Raw genomic sequence first — 13,967 nt, forward strand, 5'->3', positions numbered from 1 at the left:
TCTACAAATAGTGGGATTCCCTTGTAGACAAACACAGAAATATCAGAATTTTAGATATAAAACAAAAATCGACCTGCTGATTATACAACAGGTCGACCTTAAAAATCTTTAAGATTTTCTTAAGATTGAAAAATTTTATGATTTTATCTGAGCATCTTATTCTGCATGGTATCCGGATCCTGTGCAAAGGTAAGAGCCGCCTCGCGTCCGATCTTCTGAGCCCTGTAAAGTTCAAGGATTGCATCATCCATCGTGATCATACCCTGCTTTCTGTAGGTCTGCATATAGGTAATGAGCTGATGGCTCTTTCCCTCACGGATAAGGTTTCTTACGGCACTGTTGATATGGAGCACCTCAAAAGCTGCGATTCTGGACACACCATCGTTCATGGGAATAAGCTGCTGTGACACGATGGCCTCAAGTACACCCGCCAGCTGTATTCTGACCTGTTGCTGCTGATGCGACGGAAATACATCTATAAGTCTGTCAACAGTATTGGATGCGCCGATTGTATGAACCGTCGAAAGCACCAGATGTCCGGTCTCGGCTGCAGTAATAGCTGTACTGATAGTCTCAAGATCTCTCATCTCTCCAACAAGGATAACATCCGGATCCTCACGAAGAGCTGCGCGCAGAGCGCTGGCATAATTGTTTGAATCCGTGCCAATCTCACGCTGATTGACGATTGACATATTGTGCTGATATGTAAACTCGATAGGGTCCTCCAGTGTGATAACATGGGCTTCCCTGTTAGCGTTTATCGTATCAATGATGGATGCCAGAGTTGTAGACTTTCCGCTTCCGGTGGGGCCTGTAACCAGCACCAGTCCTCTCTTTTTCTGATAGAGATCTATTACAGAATCGGGAATTCCAAGGCTCTCCGCCGATGGTATCTGCGTAGCCACTACTCTGAAAGCCATGGCTGTAGAGCCTCTCTGCTTGAAAACATTCAACCTGTATCTTCCGACCTGAGGAATGGAAAAAGACATATCAAGCTGGCCCTTTTCATCAAGAGCAGCCTGCTGCTTTTCCGACATGATCTCCTCAGCGATAGCTGCTGTATCCTTGGGCAGCATTTTACCATATTCATCCATGGTGATCAGCTTGCCGTTTACTCTCATTTTGGGCGGAATACCTACCGTGATATGTACGTCAGATGCTCCCTCATCCTTTGCCTTCTTCAGTATATCTGTAATCTGTGACATAAACTCTCCTTATACGTATTCCGGTTCTTCCACCGCAATGCCCAAAGCCTTCATCCTGGAGGTGTCCATTATGCATCTGTTGTCCATGGTCTTCATGATATCAACAATCTCCAGATCTCCGTAGGCTCTTCTGTTTGACAGGTCAATGATGGAATTATCTCTGAAGCTGAGTACCGTGGGTCTTAAGAAATCATCATCATTGGTCCTTATTACCAGCGCCTTCTCTCCTGTATTGAGCTCTACACTGATTCCCGGAATCAGAATATTAAGCGAATTGATAAGGCCGTTTACAACCTTCGGATCAAAGACATCACTTCTATGCATCATCTTTCTGATGACCATGACCTCCGAAACCGGTGAATCATCAATTCTCACAGCTGTTTCCTTGTCGAATATTCCGGCAACCACGAGAACCTTGGCCGCGGTCAGCGTCTTCTGGTTTTGTATCGGATTTCCATTCCAGTAATCCAGAAGTATTCTTCTTGCCTGATTACATGCTCTCTTAATGTTGGGCTGAGTAGAAAAGGCCTCATCAATTATTGGATATCCCTGAACTTCGTGGCCGTCAATGATGGCTCGCTCATCCTCCGTTGTCTGCTGTTTGGACTGCAGCTCCACAGGAAGGGTAAGCTTTCCTATATCATGGATTACAGCTGCCATTACCGCTTCATTCTGTTCCGAGAGAGGAACATTCATTGTATGAGTTATCATGGCAGCAAGTATTGCAACATTGAGAGAGTGTTTATAAATATAGTCATCCGCGCTTCTGAGCGATTGCTGGAATGTTATCTTTTTCTTGAGATTACCGTAGTTTTTAATTATCTGTGCACATATATTGGGGAACTTTTCCTGCTTTCGGTTCTTGATGATCCTGGCATGTTCCTCCATGATCTCGTTATACATAACAGTCTGGAAACGTTCAAACTCCAGATCATCCTGAGTCATCGGCGGAACAGGCTCAGCAGGTTCTAAGACAAAAAGACCAATAAGACCGAAGCTCTTGATATTCTCAATGCTCTGCATATCTTTAAGCACAGAAGCACGATCATACAAAAGAACTCCCTTCTTACTGTATATGGGTTTCGCAAGGCGCATACCCGGCTTAAGCTCTTCACATTTTATGAATTTCATCCTGTTTGCTCCGTTTAATGAAGATGGCTTTTTAACTGTATAAACTTACTCATAATTAATTATCATGCTAAATCGCCAAAAAATCAATTAAATATCGCTAAAACAAAGATTATATTCAGGTCAGCTCATCCAGGGTGCTTCCGTAAGAGGCAAGGAACTCATTTACAAAATCCAGAACCTCAGGAAGTTCCTGATACAGGCTCCTTATTGCCTTACCTGTACTCTCTTTGGCTGTTCGAAACTCCGAGTTGCCTGCATTGGTCTCGCCGATACACTTAATGAGTGCAGAGAGCTTATCTGCTGCTTTGACAAGTTTTCTCATGTATTTCTCTTCCTCTGAATCCTCAGGTTTGAAAATCTCTTCAAAGGACGGACGCAGATCGTCGGGGAGTTTTTCAAGAAGCTTATCATCGGCAATTGCCTCAACCTCTTTGTAGGCGTGCTTTAAATCGGCATTAAAGTATTTAACGGGTGTAGGCATATCGCCCGTGATGATCTCGGACGCATCGTGATATAGACCTATAAGCGCAGCCTTGTTGGCATCAAGATTCCTGCCGTATCTGACATTACCTATAGTGCAGAGCGCGTGGGCTATCATCGCAACCTCCATGGAATGCTCGCAAAGATTCTCTTCCCTGGTATTCCTCATAAGTGCCCAGCGGTTTATATATTTCATTCTTGATATAAGCGCGAAAAAATTGTAGTTCATAGTAATCCCCCTTCATACCTTTTCATAAATGTGAAGCTAATATCCATTATAACAAAAAATCTGCCATGACTGTGTTGCTGACATCAAGGCCCTCATCGGTAAGGCTCAAATAATTTTCCTCATCTCCGGCGTATTGCAAGAGCCCCATCCCAAGATATTTATCTATCACATTGCCGTATACATCCGAGATGTCTTTTCCAAAAGTTTCCTTAAACTGCCGGACATTAACGCCTCTGACAAGGCGAAGCCCCAGGAACATAAACTCTTCCATCTGGGCCTTGACACTTAGCTCCTCCACATTCTCTCTTATTTTGTCAAAAGAGCTTTCGGCGTCCGCAAGTTCTTTTACATAAGTACCAATGTCCCGGATGTTACTCCATCTGACATTGTCCACCATTGAAGCAGCTCCGAGGCCAAGGCCAAGGTAATTGCCGCGTTGCCAGTAAACCTTGTTGTGACGACACTCATAGGCATCATCATCACCGGCACCAAGGGCATAATTTGATATCTCATATCTGTGGAAACCATGTTCCTTCAGAATCCTCTTGGTTTCGTGGTACATTGCCCTGTCGGTGTCCTCATCAGGAATATCCAATTCCATGTCATAAAAAGGAGTACCTTCTTCGATAATAAGGCTGTAGGCCGAGATATGCTCCGGTTCCAGCTCCAGCACCCTTTTCAGTGTACTGCCATAGGAATCAAGACTCTGCCCCGGAAGAGCACTCATAACATCCACGTTGATATTGTCAAAGCCTGCATTTCTGGCGTTATTAAAGGTCTCAACAAACATACTGCTGCTATGGAGTCTTCCCAGAATCTTAAGTTCATCATCACTTAGGGACTGGCATCCGATGCTGAGCCTGTTGAAGCCTGCTGCTCTGTAAGAAACAAGCTTATCTCTCATAGCTGATGCAGGGTTGACCTCAATGCTGATCTCCGCATCCGCGCTGACATTAAATTCATCCCTGATCCTCTGAAGTAAGCCGCAAACTCTTTTTTCATCTGCAAAAGAAGGAGTGCCTCCTCCAAAGAATATCGTAGTAACTGTTCTGTCTTTATACTCTTTCGCCGACTTCGATATCTCTTTTTCAAGAGCATCAAAGTATTCATCCATCAGCTCTTTTTCCGCATTAAAAGAGAGGAAGTCGCAATAATTGCACTTCCTCGCACAAAACGGTATGTGTACATATAAAGACAAAGTCTTTGGTAACATACTAATCATCTATATCCCCGGTCAGTCTACGTTATCGAGCTTAAGGACACTAAGGAATGCGGACTGCGGAACTTCTACGTTACCGATCTGACGCATCTTTTTCTTACCTTCCTTCTGCTTCTCAAGGAGTTTCTTCTTACGGGTTATATCACCGCCGTAGCACTTGGCAAGGACATCCTTACGATATGCCTTGACAGTCTCACGGGCAATGACTTTGCCACCCACGGAAGCCTGAATAGGAATCTCAAACAGGTGCCTTGGGATCTCCTCTTTGAGTTTCTCACACATCTTGCGACCGCGCTCATATGCTCCGTCCTTGTGAACGATAAAGGACAGGGCATCAACCTCTTCTCTGTTGATGAGGATATCAAGCTTAACGAGATCTGACTTCTCATAGCCCTTGAGCTCATAGTCAAAGGATGCATAACCTCTGGACCTTGACTTAAGCGCATCAAAGAAATCATAGATGATCTCGTTAAGAGGAAGCTCATACTTAAGGATTGCTCTTGTCTGCTCTATATAATCGGTACTCAGGTACTTGCCTCGTCTCTCCTGACAAAGTTGCATGATGGCACCGACATAATCTGTTGTTACCATGATCTCGCCGTTTACGATAGGCTCTTCCATGTAATCTATCTCTGACGGATCAGGAAGATTGGTCGGGTTGGTAAGATCGAACACTTCTCCGTCTGTCTTGTGAACTTTGTAAACAACAGAAGGCGCTGTAGTAACAAGGTTCAGGTCATATTCTCTCTCAAGTCTCTCCTGCACAACTTCAAGGTGAAGGAGTCCCAAAAAGCCTGCTCTGAAACCAAATCCGAGCGCCTGTGAAGTCTCCGGCTCATAGAAAAGAGATGCATCATTAAGCTGAAGTTTCTCAAGTGCGTCACGAAGATCTGAATAGTGAGCCGAGTCTGCAGGGTAAAGTCCGCAGTATACCATAGGCATGACCTTCTTGTATCCGGGAAGTGCCTCTGCACATGGCTTTGCAGAATCAGTAACGGTATCACCCACACGGGTATCCTGAATATTCTTGATGGACGCAGTAAAGTATCCAACTTCTCCCGCTGTCAGCTCATCACTCGGAACAAAACTTCCGGGTGCGAAATATCCGACCTCAACAACCTCTGCCTCTGCTCCTGTTGCCATAAAGCGGACCTTCATTCCCTTTCTGACAACGCCGTCCTTGACTCTTACAAATACGATAACTCCTCTGTATGAATCATATATACTGTCAAAAATAAGAGCCTTAAGAGGAGCTGATGCATCGCCCTGCGGTGCAGGGATCTTGTGAACTACAGCCTCAAGTACTTCCTCGATTCCAATGCCGTTCTTGGCTGAAATAAGAGGCGCATCCTGAGCCTCAATTCCGATGACATCCTCAATCTCATCCTTGGCCTCCTGAGGCATCGCGCTGGGAAGGTCAATCTTGTTTATGACAGGAAATACATCCAGATCATGATCCAGTGCCATATATACATTGGCCAGGGTCTGGGCCTCGACACCCTGGGTAGCATCAACTACAAGAATAGCTCCGTCACAGGCTGCAAGAGATCTTGAAACCTCATATCCAAAGTCCACATGTCCGGGAGTATCGATCATGTTAAAGGTATATTCCTGCCCGTCCTTCGCCTTATAGATCATTCTTACAGCCTGGGACTTGATGGTGATACCTCTCTCCCTCTCTATATCCATGTTGTCCAGAACCTGCGCCTGCATCTCTCTAAGTGTAAGCACACCTGTTTTCTCGATCATACGGTCAGCCAATGTAGACTTGCCGTGGTCAATATGGGCAACAATACAAAAATTTCTTATCTTACTCTGATCCACAATTTATTCCTCTGTATGTTATTTAATAAATCTCGTACGCTGAATTATAACACAAACTCTATTGACATCGCCATCATTTTCATCTAAAATATTTCTACGTATGTGGCATTAACTGTCCGTGTCCGGCTTAATGCACACACGAACATTATTATAAAAACTATTACATTGATTATTATCGGAGGTAATTATGGCTAATATCAAATCTGCCAAGAAGAGAGTTTTAGTAAACGAGAAGAAGGCTGCACAGAACCAGATGATCAAGTCTGCAGTTAAGACAGAGATCAAGAAGGTTAGAGCTGCTGTTGAGGCCGGTAACAAGGAAGAGGCTGCTAAGGCACTTCTTGCTGCTACATCAGCAATCGACAAGGCTGAGTCAAAGGGCGTTATCAAGAAGAACACAGCTTCAAGAAAAGTTTCAAGACTCGCTCTTGCTGTAAACAAGCTTTCATAATCATAACGATAAAGAAAAGACCTTAAGCATGGCTGCTGCTTAAGGTCTTATTTTTTTACTTTTTTCTTCTTTTCTTTACTTTTTCCTTCACTTCTTCAAGGTTTCCCTTATAAGATTCAGATGACATTGTAGGATTTCCCTCAATAGTACGTTCTCTGTACCACACGAAGAAATTCTTAACAGGTCCGGGTGTAAATCTGGCCATGATAACTCTGTACTTGGCATAGAGTTCCAGAACTTCTTCTCTCGCATTGCCGACATAAGCTGCGGGATCCAGATTTATCTTATCCCTGATGGTCTTAAATGAATTCTCAAGAGAATCGCTGAGGCTGTCCAGTCTTACTGAAATACCCGAGCCGATAGCTCCTACGGTATTTCCCACTGTACTTCCTATTCCACCGATCTTGTCGCCGATTCCATCGATCTTATCTCCGATGCTCTCGCGTACATCCTCGCCTTTAAAGGCAATGATGACATCAAGTCTCTTTTGCATCCTCGCCATTTCGCTCTTGGCCTTCTCCATATATATGAGCACATCCTTAAGATCAAGAGCAGTCTTAAATGCCAGCATAAAGTCGGCACTGAACATCACCACAACGATAGTGGTTGCAACGGTAACTATATTGTAAGGAATTGACAATACAATCCTCTCAATAGGGATCTGAAGCCAGTGTGTGAAAACCACAGTACACAAGCCCCAGGCAAGTGTTGATTCAAGTGAGATTCGCCCCTGAAAATGAATTTTCTTGTGAGAATAATCCCAGTATCTGACCTTAAAAAGGGCTTCCATCACAACGGCTGTTATATATTCAAGCGCCGTTGCCCCGATACATCCGGAAATAAATACCAGAACTATATTTTCATAAAAAGGCTTGGATGCCAGCAGCATCATGATTCCGCCACATCCATACAACGGCAAAAAGGGTCCACGAATGAACCCTCTGTTTACAAAATGCCCTTCATGTACAGATACATAAATTGTCTCAAAAATCCAGCCAAAAAAGCTGTAAAAAAAGAACAGGAAAAGCCACTGCATTGGCTGATAATTAAACATCTCGTTCTCCTACGGTCACTGCTGTGGATTTGAAAAATCTATAACAGGATTCTCAGGCTCTGTTGTCTTTTCAACAGATATAGCCTGAAGAACAGGGCCCTCGCCCTTATATTCCGGGACAAACTGCTTAACCACCTTGGCTGTCACAGTAACCCAGTCTTTCTCGTTAAGTTCATCAGTCTTATCGTACTCACAGGCAAAGCCCAAGAACTGCATATCCTGAGCGCAGCATGTCATTGCCATTCTACCCGGCACGAATCTGTTGTCAGGGAACTCTTCAGGCTTGAGCACAAGGCCTTTGAACCTGACGTTCTTACCCTCATATCTCTCAACGTGATCAAGCGCATCAAGATAGAACATTCCGTATCCGTAGTTGTTAAGTTCGATAGGATCCTGGTTAAGATCGAAAGGAAGGTCCTCATCAAGAGTTACATCCACTTCTCCGTCCCTGTCCTCAAAGATAATATCTGCCTTCTGATTGATGGCCTTAACATTTCTCTTATATGAGGGAAGTTTATCCGTAAGTCCGTCACATCTGTTAAACAGGATCAGATCAGAATTTCTTATCTGTTCAGCCAGAAGAGACTTCATATTGCTAAAATAGAGTTCAAAACTTGAACAATCAATAACTGTGATCTGCTGCTCAAGATTCCACATTACAGGCAGCTTCATCTCCTTGAAATTCCACATACCGTTGTACTCGATAAGAATACGTTCAGGGTTATGCTTGGCATCCAGGGCTATAAGTGCTTCGGGAGTAAACTCATCTTCCTCTTCAAAGCGCTCAATCACAGTATTGGTGCTCTTAAGGAGCTTCTCTTCATAATCATTCTCACCCTCTTCACAGACAATAAGAAGAGTCTTGCCCTTTGTCCTGAAGTAAGGTTGAGCTATTGTATAGCGGAAAAAGTCAGTCTTTCCCGCATCCAAAAATCCATTAATAATATATACAGGTTTCATCATCTCATACCTCAATAATTCTGCTAATCACTTGTAAAAGACCTTATGCAAGCCTTCTAAAGAGTTTCTGAAGATTATCTTCATTGAGTTCAGATCCGATTACGCAGAACTTACCTGTGACATCAGCTGCTCCTGTTCTGACATCAGACTCTCCGGGAACATAGTCAAACTCAATCCATGATCCGTCTGTAGATGGAACTACACCCTTAGTACGAAGAACAATGCCGTATGTTTCATCGTCCTCAAGCTTTGAGAGCATTCCTTCTATCTCTTCCTTAGTATACTTAAGCGGAGTCTCCATACCCCAGCTCATGAAGATATCGTCTGCATCATGGTGATGATGCTCATGGTCGTGATCATGCTCGTGCTCATCCTCGTCATGATCGTGGTGATGATGATGCTCGTGCTCATCATGATCGTGCTCATCGTGGTCGTGGTCATGATGATGGTGCTCATGCTCATGCTCGTGATCGTGCTCATCATGGTCATGGTCGTGATGATGGTGCTCATGCTCATGCTCATGCTCGTGATCGTGCTCATCCTCGTCATGATCATGGTGATGATGGCACTCGCACTCCTCATCATCGCACTCTCCGTCGGGATGCGCACTGTAGATTACAGAGCCATCCTCAGCTACGATCTTATGGCTGCCGTGATCATGATGATGGTGATGGTGATGATGCTCCTGTTCCATAACAAGCTTTAAGAGCTCTGCCTCAAGATCATTGTTACCTTCAAAAGTATCCAGAATTTCTTTTCCTGTAATATCAGCAAGAGGTGTTGTGATAATAGTTGCTTTCTTGTTGTGCTCACGGATAAGCTCTACAGCAGTTTCAATCTTGGCCTGATCAGCCTTGTCAGTTCTTGTAAGAATAATAGTTCCTGCATTCTCAATCTGATTAATGAAGAACTCACCAAAGTTCTTGATATAAACCTTAGCCTTAGTTGCATCAACAACCGTAACAGCACTGTTAAGCTCCATGTTTTCATCGGCATCGGCGATATTCTGGATAGCTCTCATTACATCAGAAAGCTTGCCTACACCTGAAGGCTCAATGAGGATTCTCTCAGGTGCATACTGATCCATTACCTGTTTAAGGGATGTCTCGAAATCTCCCACAAGGCTGCAGCAGATACAACCTGAGTTCATCTCTGTGATCTCGATTCCTGATTCCTTAAGAAATCCGCCGTCAATGCCGATCTCACCAAATTCATTTTCTATAAGTACTACCTTAGTTCCGGCGAGAGCCTCTTTTAAAAGTTTCTTTATAAGAGTAGTCTTTCCGGCTCCCAAAAAGCCTGAAATAATATCTATTTTTGTCATGTTTTCTCCAATCTGCACATTTTTGTGCTATAACCACTACAACACATTTATTCTATGCAGATGGATTCTGAATGTCAAGAAAGCCCATAACATCGCATCAGTACGATACGCTTGCACCAACTATCTGATTCGCAACCTTTTCACATCCACGTGCATACATAACTTCAACTACATTTGCAGAATCTTCTCCGGAAAGGTCAAAAGTCCATTTATCCACCGTTTCCGTTCCGCACAGATGAGTATCGGGTATATCCCAGCCGTAATAATCATCCCATGCACGTTTTGTCGAAGCACAGTATCTGCATCCCCAGTATTGGAACTCATTCTGTCTGTCATCCGTCGTAGTCATAAGCTCATAATATCTGTATACAGGACCCGAATAACTGACATGATAGTATGGTCTTGTAAAGCAGCCACCCTGTACAGGAGATAAATAATCGTCTCCATACTGATCACCATGCATATCACCATTATCTCCTATTCCATCCTGGCCGTTTGTGTGGTGATGATATGTATAACTTACATTGCCCACCAGTTCTTCAACCTTTACTTCAGTCTGAATACTCATTATAGCGTTGCTTAATTCCTCAAAAGTAGCATCACTGGCAACTTGGATGTTTTTTGTCGCTAATGCAGAAGCCACCAACTGTTTTCCATTAGCGACAGATGTAAAAGAATCTTTTACCGACTGATGATACTCTGAAAGAAGCTGCTTTAATTCCTGTGTGTTGGTGTTCTGACCCTGAACAATGCTGTTATACTGATTTGAAATACTTGTGTTAAGGTTGCTGAAACTATCATCCATGCTCGAATTTAAAGAGCTGATATTATTGCCAAGGTTCTCGTTCATAGAATTTATATTGCTTCCAAGACTCTCATTCATTGAACTGATATCTTTACCAAGATTTTCATTCATTGAACTGATGTCTTTTCCAAGATTCTCATTCATGGTGTTTATGTTGTTTCCAAGGCTTTCATTCATGGTGTTAATATTGTTCCCAAGGCTCTCGTTCATGCTGTTTATATTATTGCCGAGGTTCTCATTCATGGTATCAAGGTTATTTCCAAGATTCTCATTCATGCTACTGATGTCTTTTCCAAGACTCTCGTTCATGTTAAAGATGTCTTTTCCAAGTTTATCGTTCATGGCACTGATACCATTTCCAAGATTCTCTCTGATCTGGTCTATCTTGTTGTTGGTTGCACTTGTATCCGAAGCCATTTTCTCAGAGAGCTCTTTGATCTCGGAATCAAGATTATAAATCTCAGTTTTGAAATTGTTGATTGTCTTACTGTTATCCTCAGTAAGTTTTACGTTTAATGCAGCAAGCTTATCAAGGAGGTCATTGTACTGATCGTTCATCTCCTGTGAAATGCTCTCATCCCCTGATTTCACCTTGGACTGAATCTCATCAATAAGGCTCTTTGTGCTCTCCTGAGTTGAAGCATACTGATCCTTTATTAAATCAAGTTCTTTATCGATCTGAGCGAGGCTGTCAGCTCTTTCCTTGCTTGACTGCTCTGTCCCCTTCTCGATAGTTTCCTTAAGCTTCTCAATGTTTGTCTGAGTTGAAGTAATGGTTGTGTGGAGAGTACTCATGTCATTACCAAGACCTGTCACCTTTTCACTCACAAGATTTGAATCTGTTCCGTTCTTTTCACTGAATGTATTTATGCTCTTCTGACTCTCTTCGATTGACTTGTCAATTCCTGTCAGGTAATTGCCCAGTTCATCAAGCTTCTCAATTGTCTTCTCATTGTTCTCTTTTTCTGCCTCTTCAAATTCCTCCTTGGCTGTAGCCGTAACTGCCGGAGTTGTCAGGTAGATCAGACCTCCGCATAAAACAAGCGCTATCACTACCGCAATCGCAACTACAACAGTGTCATGTCTCTTCAGTTTTTTGAGAAGTACCTTAACTGAATTGTTCTGTTTCGACATTTTCTCCTTAAAATTCATAACATCTCCCTTTCTGTTTTTGGCAGCAGAGAGCAAAAAAGACATGGCTCTGCGCCAACTCGTTAATAGTTAAATTGTTTAAAAGTGGAAAAATCATCAGGTGAACACCTGTGACTTCTTGTCGATTGAATACCGACGAAAAATGATTATACATATCCGGAGAAAAAATGCAAGAGGAATTTTGAAATTTCTAAAAAAGGCTTAGCATGCAAAACATGCTAAGCCCAATCAATCAGCTAAGTTCATCCATCTCATCGACATCGTGGATGTCATTTGCTCCAAATCCAATATTCTGCATATTCATGGTGCGGCGTTTAATACGCGCTGCTTCTGATGCCTGAAGAATAAAGTCCTTGATCTCACGACCGTGTTTGATGTTTTTCATGATAATGGTTCTGTCCGTAACATCCGAAGTGTAGAGAACGATAGTTGAAAGACCTGCCATTCTCTGAAGGAGACTGCTTGTGATCTCCACGTCACTGATCTTGTACATGTAGCAGTCATTCTCCCTTACGGTAAAGAATCCCTTGATTATGGTAAAGTCATTCTCTCTTATCTCATATTTGGTAAATGTCCATGGAAGTCCGAATAAGAGCCATCTGCTGCGCTCTCTGTATTTGAGTTCTCCCTTGGACTCAGTTGACTGTGCATACTGCTCAGGATTAGCTATCTTAGCCATAGTAACTCCCTCCCTGTAATTCTGATCATTCTACCTTAGGAAGCTTTGCAAAAGACTTCTGAAGCTCTTCATCGGTAGGAACATAGTCTGTCATCTCACCGTCATTGTATTTCTGATATGCGACCATATCAAAGTACCCGGTTCCAGTAAGACCAAATACAATGTTCTTCTCTTCTCCGGTCTCTTTGCACTTAAGTGCCTCATCGATAGCAACGCGGATTGCATGGCTGCTCTCAGGAGCAGGAAGAATACCTTCAACTCTTGCGAACATCTCTGCTGCCTCAAATACACTTGTCTGCTCAACGGATCTTGCAGTGAGGATTCCCTGATCATAAAGCTCAGATACAACACTGCTCATGCCGTGATAGCGAAGTCCGCCGGCATGATTGGCTGATGGAATAAATCCGCTTCCGAGAGTATACATCTTGGCAAGAGGACAAACCTTACCTGTGTCGCAGAAATCGTAAGCATATTTTCCTCTTGTAAGTGACGGGCATGATGCAGGCTCAACTGCGATTATCTCGTAATCAGCTTCTCCTCGGAGGATCTCTCCTGCAAAAGGAGAAATAAGTCCGCCCAGGTTAGATCCGCCACCTGCGCAACCAATGATCATATCTGCCTTAATTCCGTATTTATCAAGAGCCGCTTTTGTCTCAAGACCTATAACTGACTGATGAAGAAGTACCTGAGAAAGAACAGATCCCAGAACATAACGGTAACCTTCCTGGCTTGTAGCAGCCTCAACGGCCTCTGAAATAGCGCATCCCAGAGATCCTGTTGTTCCGGGGAACTCGGCATTGATCCTTCTTCCTACCTCTGTTTCCATTGACGGAGAAGGTGTTACCTTGGCACCGTAAGTGCGCATAACTTCACGTCTGAAAGGCTTCTGCTCATAAGAAACCTTAACCATATACACCTGGCAGTCCAGGTCAAAGTATGAGCATGCCATTGAAAGAGCTGTACCCCACTGGCCGGCACCGGTTTCTGTTGTCACACCTTTAAGGCCCTGCTTCTTGGCATAGTAGGCCTGAGCAATAGCTGAATTGAGCTTGTGGCTTCCTGAGGTGTTGTTTCCTTCAAATTTGTAATAAATATGTGCAGGTGTCTGCAGTTTTTCTTCAAGACAGTATGCACGTACAAGCGGTGACGGGCGATACATTCTGTAGAAGTTTCTGATCTCTTCGGGTATCTCAATAAATCTTGAAGTGTCATCAAGTTCCTGCTCTGCAAGCTCACGGCAGAATATTCCTGAGAGCTCATCTATGGTCACAGGCTTAAGTGTTGCAGGATTGAGAATCGGAGCGGGTTTCTTTTTCATATCGCCCCTGACGTTGTACCATGCCTTTGGCATCTCTGACTCTTCAAGATAGATCTTATATGGTATTGTGCTCATTAAATTACCTCCAATCAAAAAACCGTTAGTAGTATCATAACAATCCAAGCACTTTAATGCA

At 43.3% G+C, this 13,967-nt stretch carries 12 protein-coding genes; 1 reads left to right on the plus strand and 11 read right to left on the minus strand.

All coding sequences use genetic code 11. The annotated features are described in order from the left end of the window. Nucleotides 1-143 precede the first annotated feature (143 nt). The 5 genes from G590_RS0102695 to lepA all read right to left on the minus strand — a co-directional run bounded on the left by G590_RS0102695 (nt 144) and on the right by lepA (nt 6,091). On the minus strand, nt 144-1,205 hold the full coding sequence (locus G590_RS0102695) for a type IV pilus twitching motility protein PilT (protein ID WP_022764134.1): 1,062 nt from the start codon (nt 1,203-1,205) through the stop codon (nt 144-146). A 9-nt stretch (nt 1,206-1,214) separates the two neighbouring features. After that, on the minus strand, nt 1,215-2,336 hold the full coding sequence (locus G590_RS18170; protein WP_022764135.1) for an HD-GYP domain-containing protein: 1,122 nt from the start codon (nt 2,334-2,336) through the stop codon (nt 1,215-1,217). A 115-nt stretch (nt 2,337-2,451) separates the two neighbouring features. Further along, the gene (yfbR, locus tag G590_RS0102705) at nt 2,452-3,045 is read right to left on the minus strand and encodes a 5'-deoxynucleotidase (RefSeq protein WP_022764136.1); all 594 of its coding nucleotides are present in this window, start codon (nt 3,043-3,045) and stop codon (nt 2,452-2,454) included. A 46-nt stretch (nt 3,046-3,091) separates the two neighbouring features. Next, a complete protein-coding gene (gene hemW, locus G590_RS0102710) occupies nt 3,092-4,267 on the minus strand; it encodes a radical SAM family heme chaperone HemW (RefSeq protein WP_022764137.1) in 1,176 nt (391 codons plus the stop codon). A gap of 12 nt (nt 4,268-4,279) precedes the next feature. Further along, nucleotides 4,280-6,091, minus strand: a complete 1,812-nt coding sequence (gene lepA, locus G590_RS0102715) for a translation elongation factor 4 (RefSeq protein ID WP_026493876.1) — start codon at nt 6,089-6,091, stop codon at nt 4,280-4,282. A gap of 184 nt (nt 6,092-6,275) precedes the next feature. On the opposite strand from lepA, the gene rpsT reads away from it, so the two are divergent. Then, a complete protein-coding gene (rpsT, locus tag G590_RS0102720; protein WP_022764139.1) occupies nt 6,276-6,539 on the plus strand; it encodes a 30S ribosomal protein S20 in 264 nt (87 codons plus the stop codon). Between the two features lie 55 nt (nt 6,540-6,594). Here rpsT and G590_RS0102725 read toward each other — a convergent pair whose 3' ends face one another. From G590_RS0102725 to G590_RS0102750, 6 genes are all read right to left on the minus strand, one after another. Continuing rightward, on the minus strand, nt 6,595-7,593 hold the full coding sequence (locus G590_RS0102725; RefSeq protein ID WP_022764140.1) for a putative ABC transporter permease: 999 nt from the start codon (nt 7,591-7,593) through the stop codon (nt 6,595-6,597). A 15-nt stretch (nt 7,594-7,608) separates the two neighbouring features. Further along, nucleotides 7,609-8,553, minus strand: coding sequence for a TIGR03943 family putative permease subunit (locus G590_RS0102730; RefSeq protein ID WP_026493877.1), 945 nt, complete (start codon nt 8,551-8,553; stop codon nt 7,609-7,611). A 43-nt stretch (nt 8,554-8,596) separates the two neighbouring features. Beyond that, nucleotides 8,597-9,877, minus strand: coding sequence for a GTP-binding protein (locus tag G590_RS0102735; protein WP_022764142.1), 1,281 nt, complete (start codon nt 9,875-9,877; stop codon nt 8,597-8,599). A 97-nt stretch (nt 9,878-9,974) separates the two neighbouring features. Beyond that, nucleotides 9,975-11,834, minus strand: a complete 1,860-nt coding sequence (locus G590_RS0102740; RefSeq protein ID WP_155828711.1) for a hypothetical protein — start codon at nt 11,832-11,834, stop codon at nt 9,975-9,977. A gap of 232 nt (nt 11,835-12,066) precedes the next feature. Continuing rightward, nucleotides 12,067-12,513, minus strand: coding sequence for a PH domain-containing protein (locus G590_RS0102745; RefSeq protein WP_022764144.1), 447 nt, complete (start codon nt 12,511-12,513; stop codon nt 12,067-12,069). Nucleotides 12,514-12,538: 25 nt separating this feature from the next. Further along, nucleotides 12,539-13,906, minus strand: coding sequence for a TrpB-like pyridoxal phosphate-dependent enzyme (locus G590_RS0102750; RefSeq protein WP_022764145.1), 1,368 nt, complete (start codon nt 13,904-13,906; stop codon nt 12,539-12,541). Nucleotides 13,907-13,967: the final 61 nt, after the last annotated feature.

It is taken from the genome of Butyrivibrio sp. XPD2006, from assembly GCF_000420865.1.
GTDB lineage: Bacteria > Bacillota > Clostridia > Lachnospirales > Lachnospiraceae > Butyrivibrio.

What these genes read in the sequence shown, in the direction of transcription:
- G590_RS18170 (WP_022764135.1), bottom strand. Translation starts at nt 2,336, where the DNA reads ATGAAATTCATAAAATGTGAAGAGCTTAAGCCGGGTATGCGCCTTGCG.
- G590_RS0102695 (WP_022764134.1), bottom strand. Translation starts at nt 1,205, where the DNA reads ATGTCACAGATTACAGATATACTGAAGAAGGCAAAGGATGAGGGAGCA.
- yfbR (WP_022764136.1), bottom strand. Translation starts at nt 3,045, where the DNA reads ATGAACTACAATTTTTTCGCGCTTATATCAAGAATGAAATATATAAAC.
- G590_RS0102745 (WP_022764144.1), bottom strand. Translation starts at nt 12,513, where the DNA reads ATGGCTAAGATAGCTAATCCTGAGCAGTATGCACAGTCAACTGAGTCC.
- G590_RS0102725 (WP_022764140.1), bottom strand. Translation starts at nt 7,593, where the DNA reads ATGTTTAATTATCAGCCAATGCAGTGGCTTTTCCTGTTCTTTTTTTAC.
- G590_RS0102750 (WP_022764145.1), bottom strand. Translation starts at nt 13,906, where the DNA reads ATGAGCACAATACCATATAAGATCTATCTTGAAGAGTCAGAGATGCCA.
- G590_RS0102740 (WP_155828711.1), bottom strand. Translation starts at nt 11,834, where the DNA reads ATGAATTTTAAGGAGAAAATGTCGAAACAGAACAATTCAGTTAAGGTA.
- rpsT (WP_022764139.1), top strand. Translation starts at nt 6,276, where the DNA reads ATGGCTAATATCAAATCTGCCAAGAAGAGAGTTTTAGTAAACGAGAAG.
- G590_RS0102735 (WP_022764142.1), bottom strand. Translation starts at nt 9,877, where the DNA reads ATGACAAAAATAGATATTATTTCAGGCTTTTTGGGAGCCGGAAAGACT.
- hemW (WP_022764137.1), bottom strand. Translation starts at nt 4,267, where the DNA reads ATGATTAGTATGTTACCAAAGACTTTGTCTTTATATGTACACATACCG.
- G590_RS0102730 (WP_026493877.1), bottom strand. Translation starts at nt 8,553, where the DNA reads ATGAAACCTGTATATATTATTAATGGATTTTTGGATGCGGGAAAGACT.